At 69.0% G+C, this 20241-nt stretch carries 21 protein-coding genes and 1 pseudogene; 15 read left to right on the top strand and 7 right to left on the bottom strand.

The window, feature by feature from the left end; translation table 11 throughout:
* Positions 1 to 44 precede the first annotated feature (44 nt).
* The 3 genes from AMYNI_RS0109510 to AMYNI_RS0109520 are packed head-to-tail and all read left to right on the top strand — an operon-like array spanning position 45 to position 3897.
* Positions 45 to 821, top strand: coding sequence for a DUF1775 domain-containing protein (locus AMYNI_RS0109510; RefSeq protein WP_020667775.1), 777 nt, complete (start codon positions 45 to 47; stop codon positions 819 to 821).
* Positions 818 to 2479, top strand: a complete 1662-nt coding sequence (locus AMYNI_RS0109515) for a copper resistance CopC/CopD family protein (protein WP_020667776.1) — start codon at positions 818 to 820, stop codon at positions 2477 to 2479. The genes AMYNI_RS0109510 and AMYNI_RS0109515 overlap by 4 nt, the downstream gene beginning before the upstream one ends.
* Positions 2480 to 2496: 17 nt before the next feature.
* Entirely contained in the window at positions 2497 to 3897 is a 1401-nt protein-coding gene (locus tag AMYNI_RS0109520) for a PepSY-associated TM helix domain-containing protein (RefSeq protein ID WP_020667777.1), read from the top strand.
* On the opposite strand, the gene AMYNI_RS0109525 is transcribed toward AMYNI_RS0109520, so the two are convergent.
* Positions 3890 to 4705 (bottom strand): helix-turn-helix domain-containing protein, encoded by an 816-nt coding sequence (locus tag AMYNI_RS0109525; RefSeq protein WP_020667778.1) that lies wholly within the window; start codon positions 4703 to 4705, stop codon positions 3890 to 3892. The genes AMYNI_RS0109520 and AMYNI_RS0109525 overlap by 8 nt on opposite strands.
* Positions 4706 to 4814: 109 nt before the next feature.
* Positions 4815 to 5507: a YcnI family copper-binding membrane protein gene (locus AMYNI_RS0109530; RefSeq protein ID WP_020667779.1), complete on the bottom strand. Its 693-nt coding sequence runs from the start codon at positions 5505 to 5507 to the stop codon at positions 4815 to 4817.
* A 523-nt stretch (positions 5508 to 6030) separates the two neighbouring features.
* Here AMYNI_RS0109530 and AMYNI_RS0109535 point away from each other — a divergent pair.
* The 3 genes from AMYNI_RS0109535 to AMYNI_RS0109545 are packed head-to-tail and all read left to right on the top strand — an operon-like array spanning position 6031 to position 7927.
* On the top strand, positions 6031 to 6504 hold the full coding sequence (locus AMYNI_RS0109535; protein WP_020667780.1) for an MmpS family transport accessory protein: 474 nt from the start codon (positions 6031 to 6033) through the stop codon (positions 6502 to 6504).
* An 18-nt stretch (positions 6505 to 6522) separates the two neighbouring features.
* Complete coding sequence (locus AMYNI_RS0109540) at positions 6523 to 7335, top strand: hypothetical protein (protein ID WP_020667781.1); 813 nt, start codon at positions 6523 to 6525, stop codon at positions 7333 to 7335.
* Complete coding sequence (locus tag AMYNI_RS0109545) at positions 7322 to 7927, top strand: type IV toxin-antitoxin system AbiEi family antitoxin domain-containing protein (protein WP_020667782.1); 606 nt, start codon at positions 7322 to 7324, stop codon at positions 7925 to 7927. Before AMYNI_RS0109540 ends, AMYNI_RS0109545 begins: the two co-directional genes overlap by 14 nt.
* Here the strand turns inward: AMYNI_RS0109545 and AMYNI_RS0109550 are convergent, their stop codons facing one another.
* The 3 genes from AMYNI_RS0109550 to AMYNI_RS0109560 all read right to left on the bottom strand — a co-directional run bounded on the left by AMYNI_RS0109550 (position 7928) and on the right by AMYNI_RS0109560 (position 9929).
* Positions 7928 to 8560, bottom strand: a complete 633-nt coding sequence (locus tag AMYNI_RS0109550; protein WP_026360234.1) for a dihydrofolate reductase family protein — start codon at positions 8558 to 8560, stop codon at positions 7928 to 7930.
* A gap of 68 nt (positions 8561 to 8628) precedes the next feature.
* The gene (locus AMYNI_RS0109555) at positions 8629 to 9489 is read right to left on the bottom strand and encodes an NAD(P)H-binding protein (RefSeq protein ID WP_020667784.1); all 861 of its coding nucleotides are present in this window, start codon (positions 9487 to 9489) and stop codon (positions 8629 to 8631) included.
* The gene (locus AMYNI_RS0109560; protein ID WP_211225478.1) at positions 9486 to 9929 is read right to left on the bottom strand and encodes a nuclear transport factor 2 family protein; all 444 of its coding nucleotides are present in this window, start codon (positions 9927 to 9929) and stop codon (positions 9486 to 9488) included. The genes AMYNI_RS0109555 and AMYNI_RS0109560 overlap by 4 nt, the downstream gene beginning before the upstream one ends.
* A 130-nt stretch (positions 9930 to 10059) precedes the next feature.
* On the opposite strand from AMYNI_RS0109560, the gene AMYNI_RS0109565 reads away from it, so the two are divergent.
* Positions 10060 to 10899: a helix-turn-helix transcriptional regulator gene (locus tag AMYNI_RS0109565; RefSeq protein ID WP_026360235.1), complete on the top strand. Its 840-nt coding sequence runs from the start codon at positions 10060 to 10062 to the stop codon at positions 10897 to 10899.
* 32 nt (positions 10900 to 10931) lie between these two features.
* On the opposite strand, the pseudogene AMYNI_RS50060 reads toward AMYNI_RS0109565, so the two are convergent.
* A pseudogene (locus tag AMYNI_RS50060) lies at positions 10932 to 11463 on the bottom strand (hypothetical protein); the annotation flags it as partial.
* 227 nt (positions 11464 to 11690) lie between these two features.
* Positions 11691 to 12923 carry an HNH endonuclease signature motif containing protein gene (locus AMYNI_RS48045; protein WP_084628337.1) on the bottom strand — a complete coding sequence of 411 codons (1233 nt, stop codon included), beginning with the start codon at positions 12921 to 12923 and terminating at the stop codon, positions 11691 to 11693.
* A gap of 916 nt (positions 12924 to 13839) precedes the next feature.
* Here AMYNI_RS48045 and AMYNI_RS47145 point away from each other — a divergent pair.
* From AMYNI_RS47145 to AMYNI_RS0109615, 8 genes are all read left to right on the top strand, one after another.
* The gene (locus AMYNI_RS47145; RefSeq protein WP_020667789.1) at positions 13840 to 14259 is read left to right on the top strand and encodes a hypothetical protein; all 420 of its coding nucleotides are present in this window, start codon (positions 13840 to 13842) and stop codon (positions 14257 to 14259) included.
* A 362-nt stretch (positions 14260 to 14621) separates the two neighbouring features.
* Positions 14622 to 15308, top strand: a complete 687-nt coding sequence (locus tag AMYNI_RS0109585) for a 7-cyano-7-deazaguanine synthase (protein ID WP_211225479.1) — start codon at positions 14622 to 14624, stop codon at positions 15306 to 15308.
* Positions 15308 to 15673 carry a 6-carboxytetrahydropterin synthase QueD gene (gene queD, locus AMYNI_RS0109590; RefSeq protein ID WP_020667791.1) on the top strand — a complete coding sequence of 122 codons (366 nt, stop codon included), beginning with the start codon at positions 15308 to 15310 and terminating at the stop codon, positions 15671 to 15673. Before AMYNI_RS0109585 ends, queD begins: the two co-directional genes overlap by 1 nt.
* Complete coding sequence (locus AMYNI_RS0109595) at positions 15670 to 16422, top strand: 7-carboxy-7-deazaguanine synthase QueE (protein ID WP_063713763.1); 753 nt, start codon at positions 15670 to 15672, stop codon at positions 16420 to 16422. Before queD ends, AMYNI_RS0109595 begins: the two co-directional genes overlap by 4 nt.
* Before the next feature lies 1 nt (position 16423).
* A complete protein-coding gene (folE, locus tag AMYNI_RS0109600) occupies positions 16424 to 17041 on the top strand; it encodes a GTP cyclohydrolase I (protein ID WP_020667793.1) in 618 nt (205 codons plus the stop codon).
* Positions 17042 to 17104: 63 nt separating this feature from the next.
* Complete coding sequence (locus AMYNI_RS0109605; RefSeq protein ID WP_020667794.1) at positions 17105 to 17794, top strand: class I SAM-dependent methyltransferase; 690 nt, start codon at positions 17105 to 17107, stop codon at positions 17792 to 17794.
* Between the two features lie 17 nt (positions 17795 to 17811).
* Positions 17812 to 19104: a diaminopimelate decarboxylase gene (locus AMYNI_RS0109610; RefSeq protein ID WP_026360238.1), complete on the top strand. Its 1293-nt coding sequence runs from the start codon at positions 17812 to 17814 to the stop codon at positions 19102 to 19104.
* Positions 19101 to 20240, top strand: a complete 1140-nt coding sequence (locus tag AMYNI_RS0109615) for a pyridoxal phosphate-dependent aminotransferase (RefSeq protein WP_020667796.1) — start codon at positions 19101 to 19103, stop codon at positions 20238 to 20240. Before AMYNI_RS0109610 ends, AMYNI_RS0109615 begins: the two co-directional genes overlap by 4 nt.
* The last annotated feature ends 1 nt before the right edge of the window (position 20241 follow it).

A 20241-nucleotide genomic window follows, 5' to 3' on the forward strand; every position in this document is an offset into this window, starting at 1 on the left:
CCCCGGCTCCGGGCCGCGCCATCCCGGCTCTCCCGGAGACTCCCATGGCTCATCATCCGAACATCCGCCGCTTCCTGACCGTGCTGCTCGCCTCGGTGCTCGCGACCGCGACCGGCCTGCTGGTCACGGCCGCACCCGCCGGCGCCCGAGTGTCCATTGTGCCCGGTGCCGCGAAAGGCGGCGGCACGGAGACCTTCGCCTTCCGGCTGGCCAACGAGCGGCCGGACACCTCGAGCGACCGGCTCGAACTCGTCTTTCCCCAGGACCTGCCCATCGCCTTCGTCGAAGTGGCGCCGGCCAGGGGCTGGACCGCGACTGTCGTCCCCCGCCCGCTGGAGCCGCCGGTCCAGGTCGGCGACCAGACGGTCAGCGAGGTCGCCGGCTCCATCGTGCTGACCGGCGGACCGGTCGGGCCCGGCCAGTTCGAGCAGTTCCTGATCACCTTGGGGCCGCTCCCGGCGGACGGCAGGCTGGTGTTCGAAGCCAGCCAGGGCTTCACCAACGGCGCCGTCGAGCGGTGGGCCAACGCCGCGCCCGGCTCACCGGCGATCACCATCGGCGCCGGTGCCGGGGCCCCGGCACCGTCCGCGCGCGCGAACCAGGGCGGGTCCGCGTCCGACCCGATGGGTCAGACCGTGGTCGAGGACACCGGCGATGCGCCGCCGACGGTCGCCGTCCTGTGGGGCGCGCTCATCCTCGCCGCCCTCACCGTCGCCCTCGTCGGGCTCCGGGCGCACCTGCGCCGCATCCGGCCGCGGTCACCGGAAACGGACCCGGAAATCGCTGAATCGCCGGAGTCCTCGAAGGTGGTCAGCACATGACGTTGGTCAAGGATCGCCCGCGCGGTACGAAGACCAGCACCGGCACGTCGGCCGCCGGACTCGCTTTCGCACTGCTGGTGGCGGCCTGCTGGGCGACGCTGCTCGCGGTGGCGTCGCCGGTGTCCACCGAGGTCCCGGTGCTGAGGTCGACCTCGCCGGGGGCCGGGGTGACCGCGCGACCGGACGAGCTGGTGCTGACCTTCGACCGGCCGGTGCCCGCGGGACTGGCCACGGTGCGCCTGACCGACCCGTACCACCGGGAGATCGACCCCGGCGTGCCCACCCACCCGGACGGCCGCGCGGACACGATCTCGGTGCCGATCCCGAAGCAGAAGTACGCCGGCACCTACAGCGTGGCGTGGAGCGTGCCGACCGAACGGCTCGAGTCCGTCAGCGGGACCTTCACCTTCGACCTCGCGTCCCGCAGCTCGGTGCAGGACGCGCCGCAGCTCGCCACCAAGCCCGGCACGGTGGTGACGGTGTTGTACGCGGTGGCCCAGTTCGGCGCGCTCGCCGCGTTGGCACTACTGGTCGGCGCGGTGTTCTTCGTCGCGGTGAGCTGGCCGGCCGGTGCCTCGTCCAAGGTCGCGCGCCGGGTGGTCAAGTACGCGTGGGCGGCACTGGCCGGGTGCACGCTCGGGGCACTGGTGCTGTTCGGGCCGTATGCGGCCAAGCTACCGCTGACCGACGTCTTCAAGGGCGGGCTGCTTTCCGGCACGTTCGAGTCCGGCGTTGGCGCCACCTTCCGCGCGCGGCTGCTCCTGCTCGTGCTGACCGGGATCAGCACGGTGCAGTTCATCGCCAGTGCGCCCGCGAAGACGACAGGCGAACGTTGGCTGCGCGGTGGCGCGGTGCTGGGCTGCGCGGCAGCGCTGGTGGCGACCTGGAGTTTTTCCGGGCACAGCGCGCCGGTGCCGCTTTCGCTGGCCGTCGACATCGTCCACCTCACCACGATGGCGGTGCTGGCCGGTGGCCTGGCGATGCTGTGCGTGATCCCGCGCCGCAAACGCGAGCTTGCCGAGGTACCTCGGTTTTCGCGGCTCGCACTGGTATCCGCGGGGCTGCTCGTGGTCACTGGTGCCTACGAGTTCTGGCGGCAGGTCGGTGGTTTCGCCGCGGTGACCACCTTTCCGGGCTGGCTGTGGGCCGCGAAGGTCGGGCTCGTCGTGGTGCTGGCCGTAACCGTCCTGGCCGTGCGCTGGTGGAGGTCCAGGAGGGGTCCGGCCGTGGCCGGGGTCGTCGCGGCCGGGCTGCTGCTGGCCGTCACCACGGTGCTGGCGATCAGCCGGCCCGCACGCGTCGCGGATGCCGCGGCCCGGCACCAGGCGCCGCCCGCGCGGCTGGAGTTCGACACCGGTGGCCAGGACGGCAGGGGCTGGCTGGATCTGGCCGTGGTACCGGCCAAGGTCGGCGAGAACGAAGTGCACCTCTCGGTTCTCGACCGAAGGCTCGCCACGGCCACGGACCAGTTCGCGGTCACCGCCGTGCTGAGCACAGCGGACCAGTCCGGGAAACCGATACCGCTCACCCGGGTCGGCAAGGGCTATTCGACCGGCTCGGTGCACCTCCCGGGTCCCGGTCAATGGGAACTCGCACTCACCTTCCAGTCCGCGGACGGCAAGCAGCAGACCAGCTACGGCGTCGTCGACGTCACCTGAACACCCGAGGAGATGTCTTGGCCACGTCCGGCACCGACCAGCAGTCCCGCGACCCGGCTCCTCAGGTCAAAGCGAAGCGGCCAGCCGCCGGCCGGGGCAGCGCCGTGCGGGTGCTCGCCCGCCGGCTGCATTTCCTGGCCGGGATCGTGGTCGCACCGTTCCTCGTCGCGCAGTGCCTGACCGGGCTCGTCTACGTGTTCAGCCCGCAGATCCACGACAGCCTGTATGCATCGCAGCTCTACGTGGACAGCCAGAACGGCGAGCGGCGGCCGGTTTCCGAACAGGTCTCCGCGGCGCTCACCGCGCACCCGGAAGCGACGGCGAGGTCGGTCATCACCCGGCCCGAACCGGACCGCACCACCCGGGTCCTGCTGTCGGTACCCGGTGCGGAGGGCATCGGTGCCGCCGCCAAGGCCAGGACCGTGTTCGTGGACCCGTACACCAACTACCTCAACGGCGAGCTGACCACAGCCGACAACCGGATGCCGGCCAACACCTGGCTCCGCGACCTGCACAGCAACCTGCACCTGGGTGCGCCCGGACGGCTGTACGCGGAACTCGCGGCGAGTTGGCTGCCACTCATCATCGTCGGCGGACTGGTGCTCTGGCTCGCCCAGCCCCGCCGCCGGAAACGGGTGCGCACAAGAGAACTGCTCGTGCCCTCGGCCCGCGCCAAGGGCGGCTGGTCCCGGCTGCGCGGCGTGCACGGACCGCTCGGCCTGTGGCTGGCGCTCGGCCTGCTCCTGGTCGGAATCACCGGCCTGGCCATGTCCCAGTACGCCGGTGGCCGGGCGAATCAGGAGGTCGACCCGCTGCACCTGCGAGCGCCGGCACTGGTCGCGGCACCGGTCGAGATACCGCCGAACGCCGCGCCGATCGGCCTTGACCGGGCGCTGGCCGTGGCCGAGGCCGAAGGACTCACCGGCGAGCTGATCCTGACCTTGCCGCAGGGACCCGGTGGCGTGTTCACCGCCGCCGAGCGGTCGGCGGGCCTGCCGGTCCAGCGGGACAGCATCGCGATCCACCCCTACACCGCACAGGTGACCGAGCGAATCGGCTGGGGCGACTACTCGCTGGCCGCCGCGCTCAGCACCCTTGGCACCGAGTTCCACACCGGCACGCTGTTCGGCCTTGCCAACCAGATCCTGGTCACGGCGCTGGTGCTGGGTCTGCTCGTGCTGATCGTGCTGGGCTACCGGATGTGGTGGGTGCGCAGCCCCTACCGCGCCCGCTGGGCCTCGCTGCCGCCGCCGGCCTGGCGCCAGCTCCCCCGCCGAACCCTGCTCCTCACCCTGCCGGCCGCGGCCGCGCTCGGCTGGCTGCTGCCGGTGCTCGGCGTCAGCCTGGTCGGATTCATCCTCGTCGACGGCCTGCTCACCACGATCAACCGCCGACGGCGGCAGAAACCTCTCACTTGAACGGAGAATCGGTGTTCAGCACGGTGACGCAGGGATCTTCACGCATCCAGGTCCGCAGCAGTTCGAACTTCTCCACCGGCCACCAGCAGACCACTATCTTGATGTTTCGCTTGAGCTGATCGCGCAACCTGGCCGAAAACCCGAAGATCTGCTCCGCTTCGTAGGCGTGCCGGTTCGCCAGGAAGAACAGGGTGGCCCGGTTGGAGACGGCGAGCAGCACGTCGGCGCGCTGGTACTCCACGCAGATCTCCAGCGGCGGCCGAACCCGCGTCCAGGCCACCCACAGCACCTCGGCCCCCGGCTCGGAGATCCGGCAGGCCACCGGTTCGGAGGTCCTTCGCTGGACCGGCAGCTCGGGGACGGGACCGTGGCGCAGCACGTCGAGCATGTTGGACTCCGGCACGAGCTGCCAGCGGACCAGGTACTGCCCGACGGTGGTCGCGCTGAGCGGGATGCCGAACTCCCGGTTGATCAGTTCCGCCACCGCGGCGCGGGTCCAGACCCGGTAGCGCAGCCCGGCCTCGTCCGGCGGGCCGTTCAGGATCGTCTTGAACAGCCAGGCCTGCTGTGAGCCCGCCAGCGCGAGATGCGCGCCGGGATGCCTGCCGCGCCGCCGGGCCCGGAACGCCTGTTCGCCGCCCTGGCGGTGGGCACGGACCCACACCCCCACCGTCTTTCTGGAAACGCCGTACAGCCGGGCGGCCTCGACCTGGGACATTCCCGATTCGACCGCGGCCACGGCTCTGCGGCGGAGCGCCTCCAGGGCGTCCGCGGACAGGCTGCGCGCGTCGGTGCCAAAACTGTTCAAACCCTGGTTTGTACGAGTGGTCCGATTCATGTCCGTTCCTCGTGGGTAAACGTTTTGTCACGTGCCGCCGAACGGTCGGATTCGGGCCGTCATCGCGCCCGGTGCGCGGTCAGAGCCGGATGGTCTCCTCGGCGGCGCGGCCCTGCCGGCGGCCGGCACCGGCCGGGCGGGTGCGGCGGATCGCCACCCAGCCGGCGGCGGCCAGCGCGACCGCCAGCCCGGCACCGCCGAGCACCCTGGCCGTTGTGTCCACATCGGACTCGACGACCGGGGTGGCGGTCGCCGCGACCCGCAGGGACGGCGCGGGGTACGCCGGCTCCGGACTGCCGGGCTCGGCCGCGTCGATCCAGCGCACCACCTCGCCGTCGGAGTAGGTCTGCAGCGCCTTGAACACCAGGGACTCCGCGCCGTGGGGAGTGGAGAAGCCGACCGGGAACTCCTGGAACTGGCCGGGCGGTATCTGTCCACCGGACCAGCGCACCGAGGTGACCGCCTCGGTCAGCTCCCCATGTTCGGTGCTCACCGGGTTGGCCAGCTGCTGCTTCTCGACCGTGATGTGCCAGCCCGGCAGAGCCTTCGGCGAGACCGAAGACACCGGATGCTCGGTGGGCATCGTGACGACCAGCTCGACCGTGGAGGTGTTGTCCCTTTCGTTCGGCACCCGGAATGCCGCCGTCACCCGTTTGCCGGGTTCGGCGATTTCCGGTGACACCGAGACGTGCGCGAAGGCGGCCGGCCCGGCGAACAGGACTCCGGCGGCGGACAGCAACCCTACCGCGATCGAGCGGAACCAGCGCGGCATGAAATCTCCTTACTTCGTGGTGGGCCAATTACGGCAACGAGGCGTTTCCGGCAAAACGCGCCACTGTTAACCGAGGGTAACAAGCGGCACATTCAAATCAATTAGAGAGGTGATTGACAGAGATATTCAAGACTCCAGCGAGATTCACTCAGCCAGTAGAGGTTGCAGTTTATCCGACGGCTTCAAGACGGCCCATCGGCGCAAATAGAACAATACGATGAGAACCTTCTGACACCTATTTGACTTGCGAGCGTCAGGGGTTGCATCGGCCATCTCGCCCAGCGGCGAAGGCAAGGGCCAACCGGCCAACTTGCTTGCACAGCACGCTGAACTGCACGAACGTCGCGCGCCCTGACGTCACCACTGACTGTTTCCGCGATATGAACGCGCCGCCCCAGCCCACCCTGACCCTGAAACGGTGGAACCTGGTCAGGAATGCCGGCAGCGTGCGAGTATGTCGCGACCCCAGGTTCCTACAAAAATTCCTCCGGCACCTGAGAGAACACCAAGAAAGTGAGCGCGGGTGAAAGACTTCACAGCGCCACCGGAAAGGCCCGGGCTGCTGCTGGCCAGGAAGACCTGGTGGCTGCCCTGGCTGCTCGGTGCCGCGGTACTGACCACCGGCGCGGTCACCGTGGCGCAGTACCTCGGCGACTCCGGCAGGGCGGCCGGCGGGGACCAGCTGCGGTCGCCGGGCGGCCGGCACCGGGTCGCCTACGAGATCACCGGGGGCGGGAGTTCCCCGGAGATCCGGTATGTGGTGGACGGCGTCGCGACCACGGCGCGGGCGGAAAGTGCGCCCTTGCCGTGGCGCGAGGAGTTCGACCTCCAGGTCGGCGCCGGGCGCGGCGTGGTCCAGGTGCTGGCCGCGAACGACGGGACGGTCCCCCTCTCCTGTGCGATCAGGGTGGACGGCGTGGTCGTGCAGCAGAGCACCGCGCCCGGCGGCGCATCCTCGGTCTCCTGTTCCTCGGTCCTGCGCTCCGGTCCGAACTAGCCGGTTGGGAGAGTCCACATGCGACGGTTCGCCGCCTCGGCGCTGCTCGTGGTCGCGTTGAGCGGTACCGCCGCGGCCGCGCAGCCGCTGGTCGCCACCGGCTGCGCGTCGACCGTGCGTGGTGAACCTGGCGCCGAGGTGCTGCTGCATCCGGCGGCGGTGGCGCAGCCGGTGCTGGACGTGCTGGCCAAGGTGGACCCGCTCGGCGTGCTGGTACCGCCGGTGCGCGAGGTGTGGAGCGGCATGCCGCCGATCCCGGTCGGTGTCGTGCCGGCGGGCACCGGGGTGATCACCGGGGTCACCATCGCCGACGCGGTGCTGCTGCGGCTGGCCGAGATCCCGGTGCTGTCGCCGGTCTTCGGTGCGGTCGCGCCGCCGTTGCGGACGGTGCTGGCAGCCAGCTGCTCGATCGTGGTCGAGGGCGGTCCGCCGGATGCGCCCCCGCCTGGGAATCCCGGTGTCCCGCCCGGCCGTGGCGAACCGGAAGTCCCGCCCGCCGCGGTGCCGCCGCCCGCGGCCGGGGTTCCTCCCGGAACCTCCGATGGCGCTGCCCCGGACGGGGACCGCGGGCCGGCGCCAGAAGGTGCCGGGCTGCCGCCGGCGGGCATCTCGTTCGGCTACAACGCCGGCGGTGTACCGGAAATCGGGCTGACCGTGGCCGACGCCCGGCAGGAGTCGCGAAACCAGACCCGCGCGGCCGGGTCCGCGGAAGTGCTGCCTTATGCCGGCCCCGGCGGCTTCAACAGGCCGGTGCTGCTCGCCGCCCTGCTGCTGACCCTGGTCGCCACGCAGCTCTTGCGCACCTGGGTGCTCCGCCGTGCGAAGCGCTGACCCGGTACGGCGGCTCGCCGCGCTGACCCCGACCTTCACCGCCGCCGCGGCCGCACGGGTGCGGCTGTGCGGCCGTGACCTGCGCCGGTTGTGCGATGCCGGGGCGGTGGTGCGGCTTTCGCGCGGGGTCTACCGCAGGGCGGACGCCCCGGCAGGCGCACACCTGAACCTGATCGCGGTGGCGCACCGGGCGCCGGAAGCGGTGATCTGCCTCGGTTCCGCGCTGGCCCTGCACGGGCTGGCCGCCGAAGTGCCCGCCGTGGTGCGGATCGCGATCCGGGAGGGCCGCAACCGGCCGCGGATCACCAGCCCGGCGACCAGGGTCTCGCTGTTCGCCGCGCGAACCTTCGACCTCGGCCTGAGCACCGTCGAAGTGCTGCCCGGCGAACCGGTGCGGGTGTACGACCCCGCCCGCGCGGTGGTCGACGCCCTGCGCCTCCGGCACCAGCTCGGCGGCTCGATCGCCATCGACGCGCTGCGCCGCTATCTCGCCCGTCCGAACGAGGATCCGGCCGAACTGTTCGGTTATGCCGACGCGCTGGGCGTCAGCGGATACCTGGGTCGTGCCGTGGCCGCCGGGCTCGGTGAGTGATCAGCCATCGACGCGGGTGAACGTCACATGCGTGACTCCGCTGGGCGAAGAAGTGGCCTCGACGTTGTAGTCCTTTTCGAGGCCCTCCAGCCCGTCCCAGAGGCGCACGCCCCGACCGAGCAGGATCGGGACCACCACCGCGTGCAGGTAGTCGACGAGCCCGGCAGCGAGGAAGTCGCGGATCACGGTGGAACCTCCGCCGATGCGTACGTCCTTGCCGCCCGCGGCCTTGCGGGCCGTCTCGAGCGCCTCGGCCGGCGAAGCGTCGATGAAGTGGAACGTCGTGCCGCCCTCCATCTCGATCGACGAGCGTGCGTGATGGGTGAGCACGAAGACCGGTGTGTGGAACGGCGGGTTGGGGCCCCACGCGCCCTTCCACTCGGGGTCCTCGTGCCATCCGGGGTGACCGAACTTCCCTGCCCCCATGATCTCGGCGCCGATCCCCGGATCGTGCTGCTGGACGAAAGCGTCGTCCACCCCGCCGCTACCGCCGGGCTGCCACCACCGGGTGGCGAACATCCATTGGTGCAGCCGGTCCCCGGCGTGCCCGAAATGTGCCTGATCGCTCTGGCCCTCACCGGTGCCGAAGCCGTCGAGTGAGATGGAGAAGTTGTGCACGCGGGCTAGTGACATGGTCGGTGCTCCTTCGGTGATGGTACCGGTTTCCGTTTACCGGTATGGACCAGCGGCGAGCCGGAAACTCATCGGTCGCTCGCGGCCGAATCGACGTTCCCCCATTCGGCCGCGTGGTCCTTGACGAATTCGGCGAAGGTCCGGGGCGGACGGCCGGTCAGGTCCAGTACCGCGGTGCTGACCTGATCTTCCCGGCCGGCCCGGATGCCGTCTTCCACGCTGGCGAGGGCGGCGGCGAACTCGGCGGGTATGCCCGCGGCCCGGAGGCCGGCCGCCTGTTCGCCGGTCCCGATCGGCACCACCCGGACCGGTCGTCCGGTGCCGGCGGTGATGATCGCCGCCGCGTCCGGGTAGCTCAACGCCTTCGGCCCGGTGAGCAGATAGTCGCGCTGCTCGCCGGACCCGGTCAGCAGAGCGGCGGCGGCCGCCGCGATGTCCCGCGCGTCGATCCAACCCAGCCGGCCGTCGCCGGCGGCGGTGCGGATCTCGCCGTGCCGCCTGATCCGCTCGCCCATCGGGTGCGGGCTCAGGAAGTTCTGCATGAACCCGGACGCGCGCAGCACGACCCACCCAGGCTGAGCGCGCACCCGCGCGGCCATTTCCAGCGCGCTGGGCGCGTTCGGCAGCACGATGGCGGAACCGAGGAGCACCACCCGGCGCACGCCGAGCCGTTGTGCCTCGGCCAGGAACGGCCCGACCAACGGCATCGGATCCACGCTCTCCACCGGGGGCACCAGGAAGACCCGATCCACCCCGCGCAGCGCGGGCGGGTGGGTTTCCGGGTCGCCCCAGTCGAACCGGACCGCGTCCGGGGCACCGGCGGACGGGTTGCGGCTGGCCACCCGGACCGGAACGCCCTCGCCGCGCAGCAGTTCCACCAGCGCGCCGCCGGTCTTCCCGGTGCCGCCGGTCACCAGCACGCCGGTCATCGGGCGGCCTCGGAGCGCAGCGAGTCGAGCAGCTCGGGCAGCGTCCCGGCCGCCGAGGCGGTGGCCAGCGGGCTCCAGTAGTCCCGATAGCGGGTGATCAGACCGTCCTGGGCGGTGATCACCGCGATGTAGTCCAGCCGGTAGGGCTCTCCGGTGCGCAGCGTGCGCCCGGTCCCGGTGAACTCGACGACAATGGTGTCCGGCCGTTCCGTGTGGTGCACGGTGACCGCAGGGATCTCTTGCACGTCCATCAGCTCCGGCAGGCGGCCCAGGTAGACGCGGATCTGTTCCCGCCCGGTCAGCAGGCGCGGCGAGTTTCCCACGGCGAACGGGAACTCGGCGGTGCCGTCTTCCGCCCACAAGGCGGCGACGGCGTCCGTGTCCTTGGCCAACATCAGCTCCAGCAGCCGACGGAACGCTTCTTCGGGAGTGCTCGGCACGGTGTCCTCCACTGTTCAACGGGTGTGACCAGTCCAGATTGGACGCCGGCCCGCAGCCGGGGAACGGACAGCTGAGCCCCGGACTGCCAGTCCGTGGCTAAGCCAGGCGCCTCGTGCCACCATGGGTGGTGTGAGCAGAGGTGATCTCGCCGACTTTCTGCGCCGCAGGCGGGAAGCACTGCGTCCGGATCAGGTGCCGGCCAGCGTCACCCACCCGCCGGGCCGGCGCGCCAGGCGCACTCCCGGGCTGCGCCGCGAAGAGGTGGCCGCGTCGGCCGGGGTGTCGGTCAGCTACTACGAACGACTGGAGCAGGCCCGCGCACCCCGTCCCTCCCCGGAAGTGCTGGCCGCACTGGGCACCGCGCTGCGGCTCACCGCCGCGGAACGCGAGCACCTGGCGCGGCTGGCGGGGCAGGTCCCGCCCGGCACGGGCACCGATCGGGAGCCGGTGCCCGCCGACGCCCGCCGGCTGCTGGACCGGCTCGGGCCGATACCCGCCTACCTGGTCGACGAGCGGCAGGACATCGTGGCCTGGAACGGCGCGTCGGCCGCGTTGATCACCGATTTCGGGCTGCTGCCCGCCGAGGAGCGCAACACCGTGCGGCTGTCCATCCGGCGGGGCGGCACCCTCTGCTCGGCACCGGCGGGCGCGGAGGGCGAGTTCGCCCGGCAGTTCGCCGCCCAGCTGCGCGCGGCCGGCGTCCGCCACCCTGGCGACCGCGCCCTCGGCGAGCTGGTCAACGAGCTCGCCGCGCACAGCCCGGACTTCGCCGCCGGCTGGCGCGACCACGACGTACGCCCCATACCGACGCTGCGCAAGCACCTGCACCACCCCGAGCTGGGCGAGCTGGAGCTGGACTGCCAAACCCTGCTGCTGCCCGGCACCGACCTGCGACTGGTGCTGTACACCGCGGAACCGGGCAGCCCGAGCGCCACCGCACTGGCCCGGTTGGCGGGAGTCTCCCCTTAGCCCTAGCCGGCCTCGCGTCGCCGGCAAGGCGACTAGAAGGGTGGTGGCCCGTTGGTGATCTTCGGTGGTGGTGGCGGATCGAGCAGTGGTTCGGGTCTGGTGGTGTATGTGAGTGGTGACCGTGAGATCGGCCGTTTCGGGGTCGACCTCGAAGGTCCAGCCCCGTTGTCCGACCACGCGGTGCAGTGGTTCCGCGTCGCAGTGCTGCGCGGGCCGGTTGCAGCGCGGCGCTCGGCAGGTGCGGTCGCGGATTCGAACCAGTTCGGCGAGATCGGCCGGCGGACGGTAGCGGGTGCGGCCGACATCCCGGACAGTGCCTGACACCAGATCGGTCAACACTTCCGCCACATCGAACCGGGCTGGTTCATGATCTGACGCCCGATCTCACCCGGGATCGGGCCATGACCGACCAGCTAGCAGCCGTCATCGCGGATACCGAGGGCGGTATCGAGCGGGATCCATCGTGCGGGTTTCATCGCCGACCCGAAGCTTCCGGGCCAGCATGTCGATCCGGGCATACACCGCGGTCGCGATCTCGACCGGAAGATACGCCCACAGTGAGGCTGGCCACCACGCGAGTGACCGTTTTCCGGCCGGCGCCGCGGGACAGAGTGCTAGCCACACCGGCCGGCGAGTCCCGCGTTGGCGCTCGGCGAGTCGACCACTCGGGTGTGCGAACTTCCACCCGCAGGCAATGCCGACCACAAGCTGCGGGACCACCACGAGGGGAGTGGTTACCCGGGCTGGGCGTGGGCTGGCGGGGTGAGTGCCTCGCGTCGCCCGCAAGGCGACTAGAAGGGTGGTGGCCCGTTGGTGATCTTCGGTGGTGGCGGATCGAGCAGCGGCTCCGGTCTGGTCGAGTAGCTGCGTCCGGTCGGAGTGGTGACCGTTAAATCGGCCGTGTCGGGATCGAACTCGAAAGTCCAGCCGGGCTCGTCTTTCAAGCCGTGGTGGTGGCGGCACAGGCAGCAGAGGTTGTGTTCGCAGGTGTCCCCGTTTTGCGACCATGCGGTGCAGTGGTCGGCGTCGCAGCGTTGCGCGGGCCGGTTGCAGCCCGGTGCCCGGCAGGTGCGGTCACGCACTCGGACCAGTTCGGCGAGGTCGGCTGGTGGGCGGTAGCGGGTGCGGCCGATATCCCGGACAGTGCCCGATACCGGATCGGTCAGGACTTTCCGCCACACCGAACCGGGCTGGTTCATGAGCTGGCGCCCGATCTCACCCGGGATCGGGCCATGACCGACCAGCTCGCACCCGTCATCACGGATACCGAGGGCGGTGTCGAGCGGGATGTGGATGAACACCTGAGCGGCCAAGCCTTCCCAGCCTTTGCCGAGCAGCAACTCCGCGAGCACATCGGCTCGAAGTTGGTCCATCGTGCGGGTTTCATCGCCGACCCGGAGTTTGCGGGCCAGCATGTCGATGCGGGCATACACGGCGGTCGCGATTTCGACCGGGAGGTAGGCCCAGAGTGAGGCCATCGCGTCGGGCTCGTGGTGCAATTCGACCCGGCGCTGCTTACGGCGGGCCTCCGCGCGGGCGCGTTGACCCTCGGGATCGAGACTCGCCACCACGCGCGTTACCGTTTTCCGCCAGTTGCTGGGATTCTTTTCGCCGATGCGATCGGCCAGGATTTCGTCGGCCTGGCGGGCTAAATCGTCCGACAACACCGCCACCCCATCAAAGGCTTGACGGGCCTTCTCGATATCCAACTCGCCCTCGGTCATCGCCGCCAGCAAACACGGCATCCGGGACACCAGCGCTTTCGCCAAGGCTACCCGGGTCGCGGTCGTTTCACGGGACAACCGCAACTCCGGCGCCAACTCATCCGCCACCCACCGCGCACCACCACGGGCCCGGCTGACCTGCGCGATCGCGCGGGCCTGCACCGCCTGCATACGACAGATCGCCCGCCGAGCCGAGATCACCACTCCCACCGCCTGCGACACATCGAGCCGCTCAATCGACGCCGCATTCATCGACGCCAACCAATCCGGCGGTAACATACTGAAATCAACATACAACATGCGAACCCCCGTAGTTTGAATGTACCTCCATAATACCGCCAAACCCCGACAAAAACCGCCAGAGGCCAAACACGAAAGAGGGAAAAGTGCAGGCCTTTTGTCGCCGCGGCGCTATCTCTCCGGACGGGCCGCCCTCCCGTGCGGCGAGCCCGGACCACCTGGCAGCAACACCAAGGCTCCGAAACCAATCAATAGCCAATTCAAGACGCCCGACCCGCGATGCGCGCAAAGGTCTTCCCCAGCGGTACGGCCAACGGACCCACCGGCAACCGGGCTGTCACGGCTCGGCGCGGAAGACGCTGAAGAGTCCTGGGACCGCAACTGGCCGCAACTGACCGGCTGGAAGCGCCGGCTCGCGGTGACCGGAGCGGTGGACCGGCCGTCCGCGCGATACCCCGAGGTCGAGTTCGCCTCCGAGGCCGAGTTGCCCTAGCACACGGTCAGGTTGTGAACCGAAAGGACAATTCTCCGACCTCGACCTGCCCTTTCAGCCGATGCAACTGCCTGCCGCGCCCCACTAACTTGATCACCGCCGGGAAGAGTGATGGTCCGTGACCAGCCCTTCTTCCCCGGTCAACAGGACAAAAGCGGACAGGAGTTACCCCCTATCACTTTTGCTATTGACAATCACGGCTTCTAGTTATACCCTCTAACCAGAGTTTGTCGCGCCACCTCAGGTCACCAGCTCAGCCGCTGAACGAGGAGTAGGGCATGCCCGGCACGCCGCCGATCAGGTCGGCACGACCCGAGAACCGCGGACCGTTGTGGCATGCTGGCTGTCGTGGCGGGAGCCCGCCACTGGAATGAAGCGCCTGGCCGGCCGCCCGGTTCACTCCGGACACCTTCCCGATTCGTGAGGGCCGGCCGCTGAAACCTGGTTGTCTCGCTTTCCTGCGAAAAGCAGTTGGGAAGGATAATGCCAGAAAACAAGCACGAGGAAGAGCTCGCGCATCAGTCGGGTGCGGACATTCCGGATCCCGTCGGCGCAGCGGACGCCCAGGAGTACGTACGGCGGTTGAACGTGCTCCGCGTGTGGGTCGGCCGGCCTTCGATCCGGCGGTTGAGCCGGCTTGGCGGGCACACGACCTCCTCGACCGGAGCCGTTGTCGTCGCGATTCCGCCGAGCACCATCTCTCGCATACTGCGCGGACGAACCCTGCCCGCACTGCCACGAATGCGCTTTGTCGATCACTTCGTGTCGGCTTGCCTGCGAGAAGCGGAGATCCCGCCGGACGTGGCTGAAGACCAGCTGCAGGTCTGGCGGGATGCCTGGCGGAAGCTGGCCCTGCGGGACGAGGTGAACAGCTCAGCCGGAAGCCTTCCCTCCGACAAATAGGCGAAGATCCACCGCACCAACCTGCCGCGGCGACCGGGATCGCCGTGCCCGAGTTATGCCACCGCCACCAGGTTGCGTAAACCAGTCGTATCTTTTCGTCCTGCGTTGTCCCATGGTGTTCCAGACTGTGCCATCCAGGCTAGTTCCATCTCGTTTGCGGGGATGTCTTGCGTGCTACCGGTAGTAGCCTGATAAAAAGCTTCCGGTACACGATCAGGTGAACCTGACGCGCTTTCGGGAGGGGCGTGCGGTTCCTTAGAGCGCAGCTAAAAGTAACTGCCGAATCGACGTCCACCTATCCGGCCGGCGCGCAAATCCGGTCGAGGACTGCCTGGACCTAGGGCTATATCTCTCATTCACGAATGGGCGTGGAAATGCCGAAGTCGGTTTTGTTGTTCTCCGGTGGAGTCGAGTCGACGGTACTTGCCCATCAATTGGCACAAAAAGAGCACGAACTACACCTGCTGGCCATCGACTACGGGCAGCGGCATCGCAATGAGCACGTCTTCGCGCGCATCACCGCCGACCGGCTGGGTGCCTCGCTCGATGTGCTCGACATCAGGGAGGTCGGCGGCCTGCTGCCGGGGAATTCGCTGACCGATCGCCGGGTCGACGTGCCGGACTACGATCCCGCGATCCTCGGCACGGATCATGTGGTGCCCAACCGGAACGCCATCCTGCTGACGGTCGCCTTCGCGGTCGCGGTCTGCGTGCGAGCGGATGAGGTGGCCATCGGTTCGATAGCGGGTGATTCGCGGACCGGGGATTGCACCGCGGAGTTCTTCGCCGCCTTCAATGCGATGGAGCGGTTGGTCACCGCGGAATTCGCACCGCTGCAGGTCACATTGGTGACACCACTGATCGGCCTGCAAAAGTCCGAGGTGATCCTTCTCGGCGAATCGCTCGGAGTTCGCTGGCGCGATACCTGGAGCTGCTTCCGGGGCGGCGAGACGCAGTGCGGCACCTGCGCGACCTGCCATGACCGCCGCACCGCCTTCATCAAAGCAGGAGTCAAAGACCCCACTGTCTACGCGGAGGCTTCGCAGTAATGCTACGTATCACCAAGGACTTCCAGTTCTCGGCCAGCCACCGGCTGGAACACCTGCCCGACGACCATCAGTGCGCGCGCCTGCACGGGCACAATTACGTCGTCCAGCTGGAGTTGTCCGCGTCGTCGCCGGACGACCTCAACGAGGCCGGCTTCGTGCGCGACTACGGCGAGCTGGCGGATTTCAAGAAGTGGCTGGACGCCGAACTCGACCACCGTCATCTCAACGACGTGGTTCCCGACCGCAATCCGTCGGCGGAAAATCTTGCCGTCTGGATTTTCGACCTGTGGTCGGCGCGCTTCGCCGAGATCTCCGCGGTGCGGGTTTCCGAAACACCGAAGACCTGGGCGGAGTACCGGCCTTGAGCCGGCCGACGGTCCTTGCCGAAGAGGACAGACGGAACCAGCCGTTGATCGTCGTCAACGAGATCTTCGGTCCCACCGTGCAAGGTGAGGGGCCGGCCGCCGGCAGGCGCTGCGGGTTCCTGCGGCTCGGCGGCTGCAACCTGTCGTGCAGCTGGTGCGACACGCCCTACACCTGGGACTGGAAGGGCGTCAGCGATACCGGTGTGGCCCACGACCCGCGGAAGGAGCTGGTCGGGCGCCCGGTCGAAGAGATCCTGGGTGAGCTGCTCGCGATGCAGGTTCCGCTCGTGGTAGTCAGCGGCGGCGAGCCGATGACCCAGCAGGAGCGGCTTCTCCCGCTGTTGCGCGCGCTGCTGGACCACGGCGTGTCGGTCGAGATCGAGACGAACGGCACCGTCGTCCCGTCCGACGAAATAGTCGAACTCGCGGTGCGGTTCAACGTGTCCCCCAAATTGGCCCATTCCGGAGATCCGGAGCACCGCAGAATCAAGCCGGCGGCACTGCGCAAACTGCAGGGCACGAACGGCGTGGCGTTCAAGTTCGTCTGCCGGTCGACCGAAGACCTGGCCGACGTCGCCGAACTGCAGAACCGGATCGGATTCGAACCTGTCTGGATCATGCCCGAAGGAAGGAACGAGCATGAAGTCGTCGGGAACCTACGAATGATCGCAGCCGAAACGGTGCGCCGTGGCTGGAATCTCACGACCCGGTTGCATGTACTGGCCTGGGGCGACAAGCGAGGAGTATGAAATGGCTGTCACTCTGGATCCGGAGCAGGCCGAGAATCACCTGGCCAAGGAAGAGCGCCGGCCGGGATCTTTGGAAGAAATCGCGCGGGACCTGCTCATCGCGATCGGCGAGGACCCCGACCGCGCGGGACTCGTCGACACACCGCGCCGTTATGCGCAGTGGTGGCGCGAGTTCTCCCAGTACGACGCCGGTGGCATCGAGACCTTGTTCGAGACGGTCAACGAAAGCCAGCTGGTATTCGTGTCGGATATCCGGGTCTGGTCGCTGTGCGAGCACCACCTCTTGCCGTTCAACTGCACTCTGAGCATCGCGTACCGCTGCGGCGACAGCCTGCTCGGCTTGTCCAAATTCGCCCGGATCGCGCACAAACACGCGCACAAACTGCAGGTGCAGGAACGGCTGGTTTCGGACGTGGCCACCGAGATCTCCACGATAACCGGTTCGCCGGACGTCGCCGTGATCGGCCGAGGAGAGCACCTGTGCATGACCATGCGCGGCATTCGCACCGGCGCCCAGATGACCTCGGCCGTGTTCCGCGGAGTTTTCGAGTCGAACGGTCCGGAACGGACCCAGCTCATGACGCTCGCGCATTCTCCCGACCGCTCGGGCCGGTGGTGAGTCTTGCGTTCGCAGCGCGACGAGGCACCGATACCGGGCCGTGCCGGCAGAAGGGATGACCAAGTGAACGCGACCTTCTCCACCCTGGAGGGCTTCTACCTTCCGCGCAGTAGCGGCGAGTCGAGCCTGTTCCAGATCTGGGAACGAGGTGAAGCGCGTGGGGACTCCGTCACACCGTCCACCTACTCGGCCGCCTACCGGGACTGGATGCACGAAAAACTGGTGGCCGCGATCAAGGACAACGAGACCGACCGGCTGCTCAGCCTTGGCAGCGGCAACGCGACGCTGGAGCGCTGCATCGTGCAGGACGGCTACCGGGTGCTCGCGGTCGACGCGATCCAGGAAGCGGTCGACCTGGCCAGGTCCAAGGACGTGGACGCGGTGTGCGCGGACGTGATGGCGTGGACTCCCGACGGCACCTGGCCCGTGATCTACGCCGATGGCCTGCTCGGTCACCTCTACGATGCCGACCGCGGTCTGGCGCCGGTGTTCCGGCGAATCCGCTCCTGGCTGGCCGATGGGCCCGGCGGCGGCACCTTCATCGCCTCCAACGACAGCCCCGCGGGCACGCATCCGGCACAGGCCGCGCCCGGAGTCCCCGGATTCCACTGGCTGTCCCCCGGCTACTTGCGGGACGAGGCCCTCGCGGGGGGCTTCACCGAAATCAGCACCGACCTGTTCCACTACGACCGCCCCCTGTCGGGAAGGCGGACCCGCGCGGTGATCACCGCGAACCTCGAACCCACTTCTTGAGTGCAGGGAAACACATCATGCCGATGAGCGAAGACTTCGCGCTGCGCCTGGATGCGGTGCTGCAACCGGCCGTCGAGCGTTTCGGGACGCCTTTCCACATCTACGACGAGCAAGGTATCGGCGAAACCTGCGCGGCGTTCGATACGGCCTTCGAAGGAACCCCGTACCGGGAGCACTTCGCGGTCAAAGCACTGCCCAATCCGATCCCGCTGCGATTGCTCGCCGAACGCGGGCTGGGCTTCGACTGCAGTTCGCTGCCGGAACTGGCACTGGCCGCCAAGGCGGGGGCCGTTGGCCACGACATCTGCTTCACTTCGAACAACACCAGCAGCGCCGAACTCGCGGCCGCACTGGCACTCGGGGCGTTGATCAACGTGGACGACGTGACGGTGTTCGACAAGCTGGTGGCGATCGGCGACGTGCCCGACACCCTGTGCTTCCGGGTGCACCCCGGGATAGCGGGTTCCCTTGTCGGCGAGTCCTACCTCGGCAACCCCGATTCGGCCAAGTTCGGTGTCCCGGCCGACCAGCTGATCGGGGTGTGCGCCCGCGCACGGCGACACGGTGTGCGGCACTTCGGCCTGCACATGATGCTCGGTTCGGGATTCCTGTCCGGACAACCCTTCCTGCGCAGCCTCGACCTTCTGCTGGAGCAGGCGGCTCGGCTGCACGAGTCGTCGGGCATCACCGTCGAGTTCGTGAATCTCGGCGGCGGAATCGGCATCCCCTACCGGCCGGACGAGCCGGTCTTCGACCTGGCCGGGCTGGGCATGGCCATCGGGGACAAGTTGTCGTCGTGGGCCCGGCGCCACGGCCTGCCGCGCCCCACGGTGCTGTTCGAAAGCGGCCGCTACGTCACCGGGCCGCACGGCGTGCTGGTCACCCGCGTGCTGAACAGGATGAGCAAAGGGCGGGAGTACGTCGGCGTCGACGCCGGCATGAGCGCGCTGATGCGGCCAGGGATGTACGCCGCCTATCACCACGTCACCGTTCCCGGCGGTGCGGGACGGCCGCACGAGATCGTGGACGTGGTCGGCTCGCTGTGCGAGAACAACGACAAGTTCGCCCAGCAGCGGGAGATTCCCGCGACGGCGGAGGGCGACCTGGTGCTCATCCACGACACCGGGGCACATGCCCTGTCCATGGGGTTCAACTACAACGGACGGCTGCGCCCGCAGGAACTGCTGCTCCGTGCGGACGGCAGCGTGGAGCGGATTCGCCGGGCGGAAGCCGAGAGCGACTACTTCGCCACCCTGGACTTCCCGCCGCTGCGCCTGTCCCCGAGTGAGCTGTCGGTGGGCGCGGCGTGAAGGCCGGGCAGTTGTGGCACCGGGAGCAACTGCTGGCACTGGCGGCCGAGCACGGCCATGTACCGCTGGACCTCTCGCTCGGGGTGGCGGCCGATCCGGAACCGGCACCGGCTCCCGCGAGTGGCCGGCACCGGGAACCGGCTCGTTACCCGCCCAGCAGGGGGACCCCGCGGCTGCTGACGGCGGCCGCGGGGTATCTGCTGCGCCGGTTCGGGGTCACCGTGCCCACCTCCTCGATCGCCGCCTGCGCCGGCGCCAAGGAGTTCATCGCCACCGCACCGCTGTTCCTGAGCCGGACGCGGGCCGCCACCGGACGCCCGCGTGACACCGTGCTGATCCCGACCCTCGGCTATCCGCCCTACGAAATGGGTGCCGGCCTCGCCGGGCTGCGGTCGCACCGAGTACCCGTCGACGACGGCTTCCGGATGCGGCTGGACCTGCTCCCGCCGGAGGTCGTGGACAGGGCGCTCTGCCTGTGGGTGAACAGCCCGGCGAACCCGACCGGAGTCGTCGAACCCCTCGCGGCGATCGCCGAGTGGGGGCGGGCCCGGGGTGTGGTCGTGCTTTCGGACGAGGCGTACGCGGACACGACCTGGCTGCACGAGCCCCGCACCGTCTTGTCCAGCGGCCTGGACGGGGTGCTCGCGGTGCACAGCCTGTCCAAGAGGTCCAACGCGCCGGGACTTCGGGTCGGCACCTATGCCGGTGACCCCCGGCTGGTCGACGAGCTGACCGGGCTCCGGCGTCAGGCCGGGCTCATCGCCGCCGAAACCGCACAGGCCGGCGCCGCGCTGCTGCTCGACGACGACCGGCATGCCGAAGAGCAGCGGGCGCGCAACGCGGCACGGATCGAGGCGCTGGTCGAGGAGTGCAACGCGAACGGCCTGCGGTGCACCGCACCGGAGGGCGGCTTGTTCCTGTGGCTGGCCGTGCCCGGTGGTGACGCGGCGACGTTCGCGCGGGAAGCGGCCGTGCACGCCGGGATCGTGCTGGCGCAGGGCGATGCCTACGGACCGGCCGGGCGAGGACACGTACGGATTTCCGCGGTGCACGACCGGAGTGTCATCGCATCGCGCTTGAAGCTGTTGTCCACCCGGCCGTCCGGCCGGACCAGGGCGTCGATGTGCATTCAGTGAA

Origin of the sequence: Amycolatopsis nigrescens CSC17Ta-90 (genome assembly GCF_000384315.1) — a bacterium.
Lineage (GTDB): Bacteria > Actinomycetota > Actinomycetes > Mycobacteriales > Pseudonocardiaceae > Amycolatopsis > Amycolatopsis nigrescens.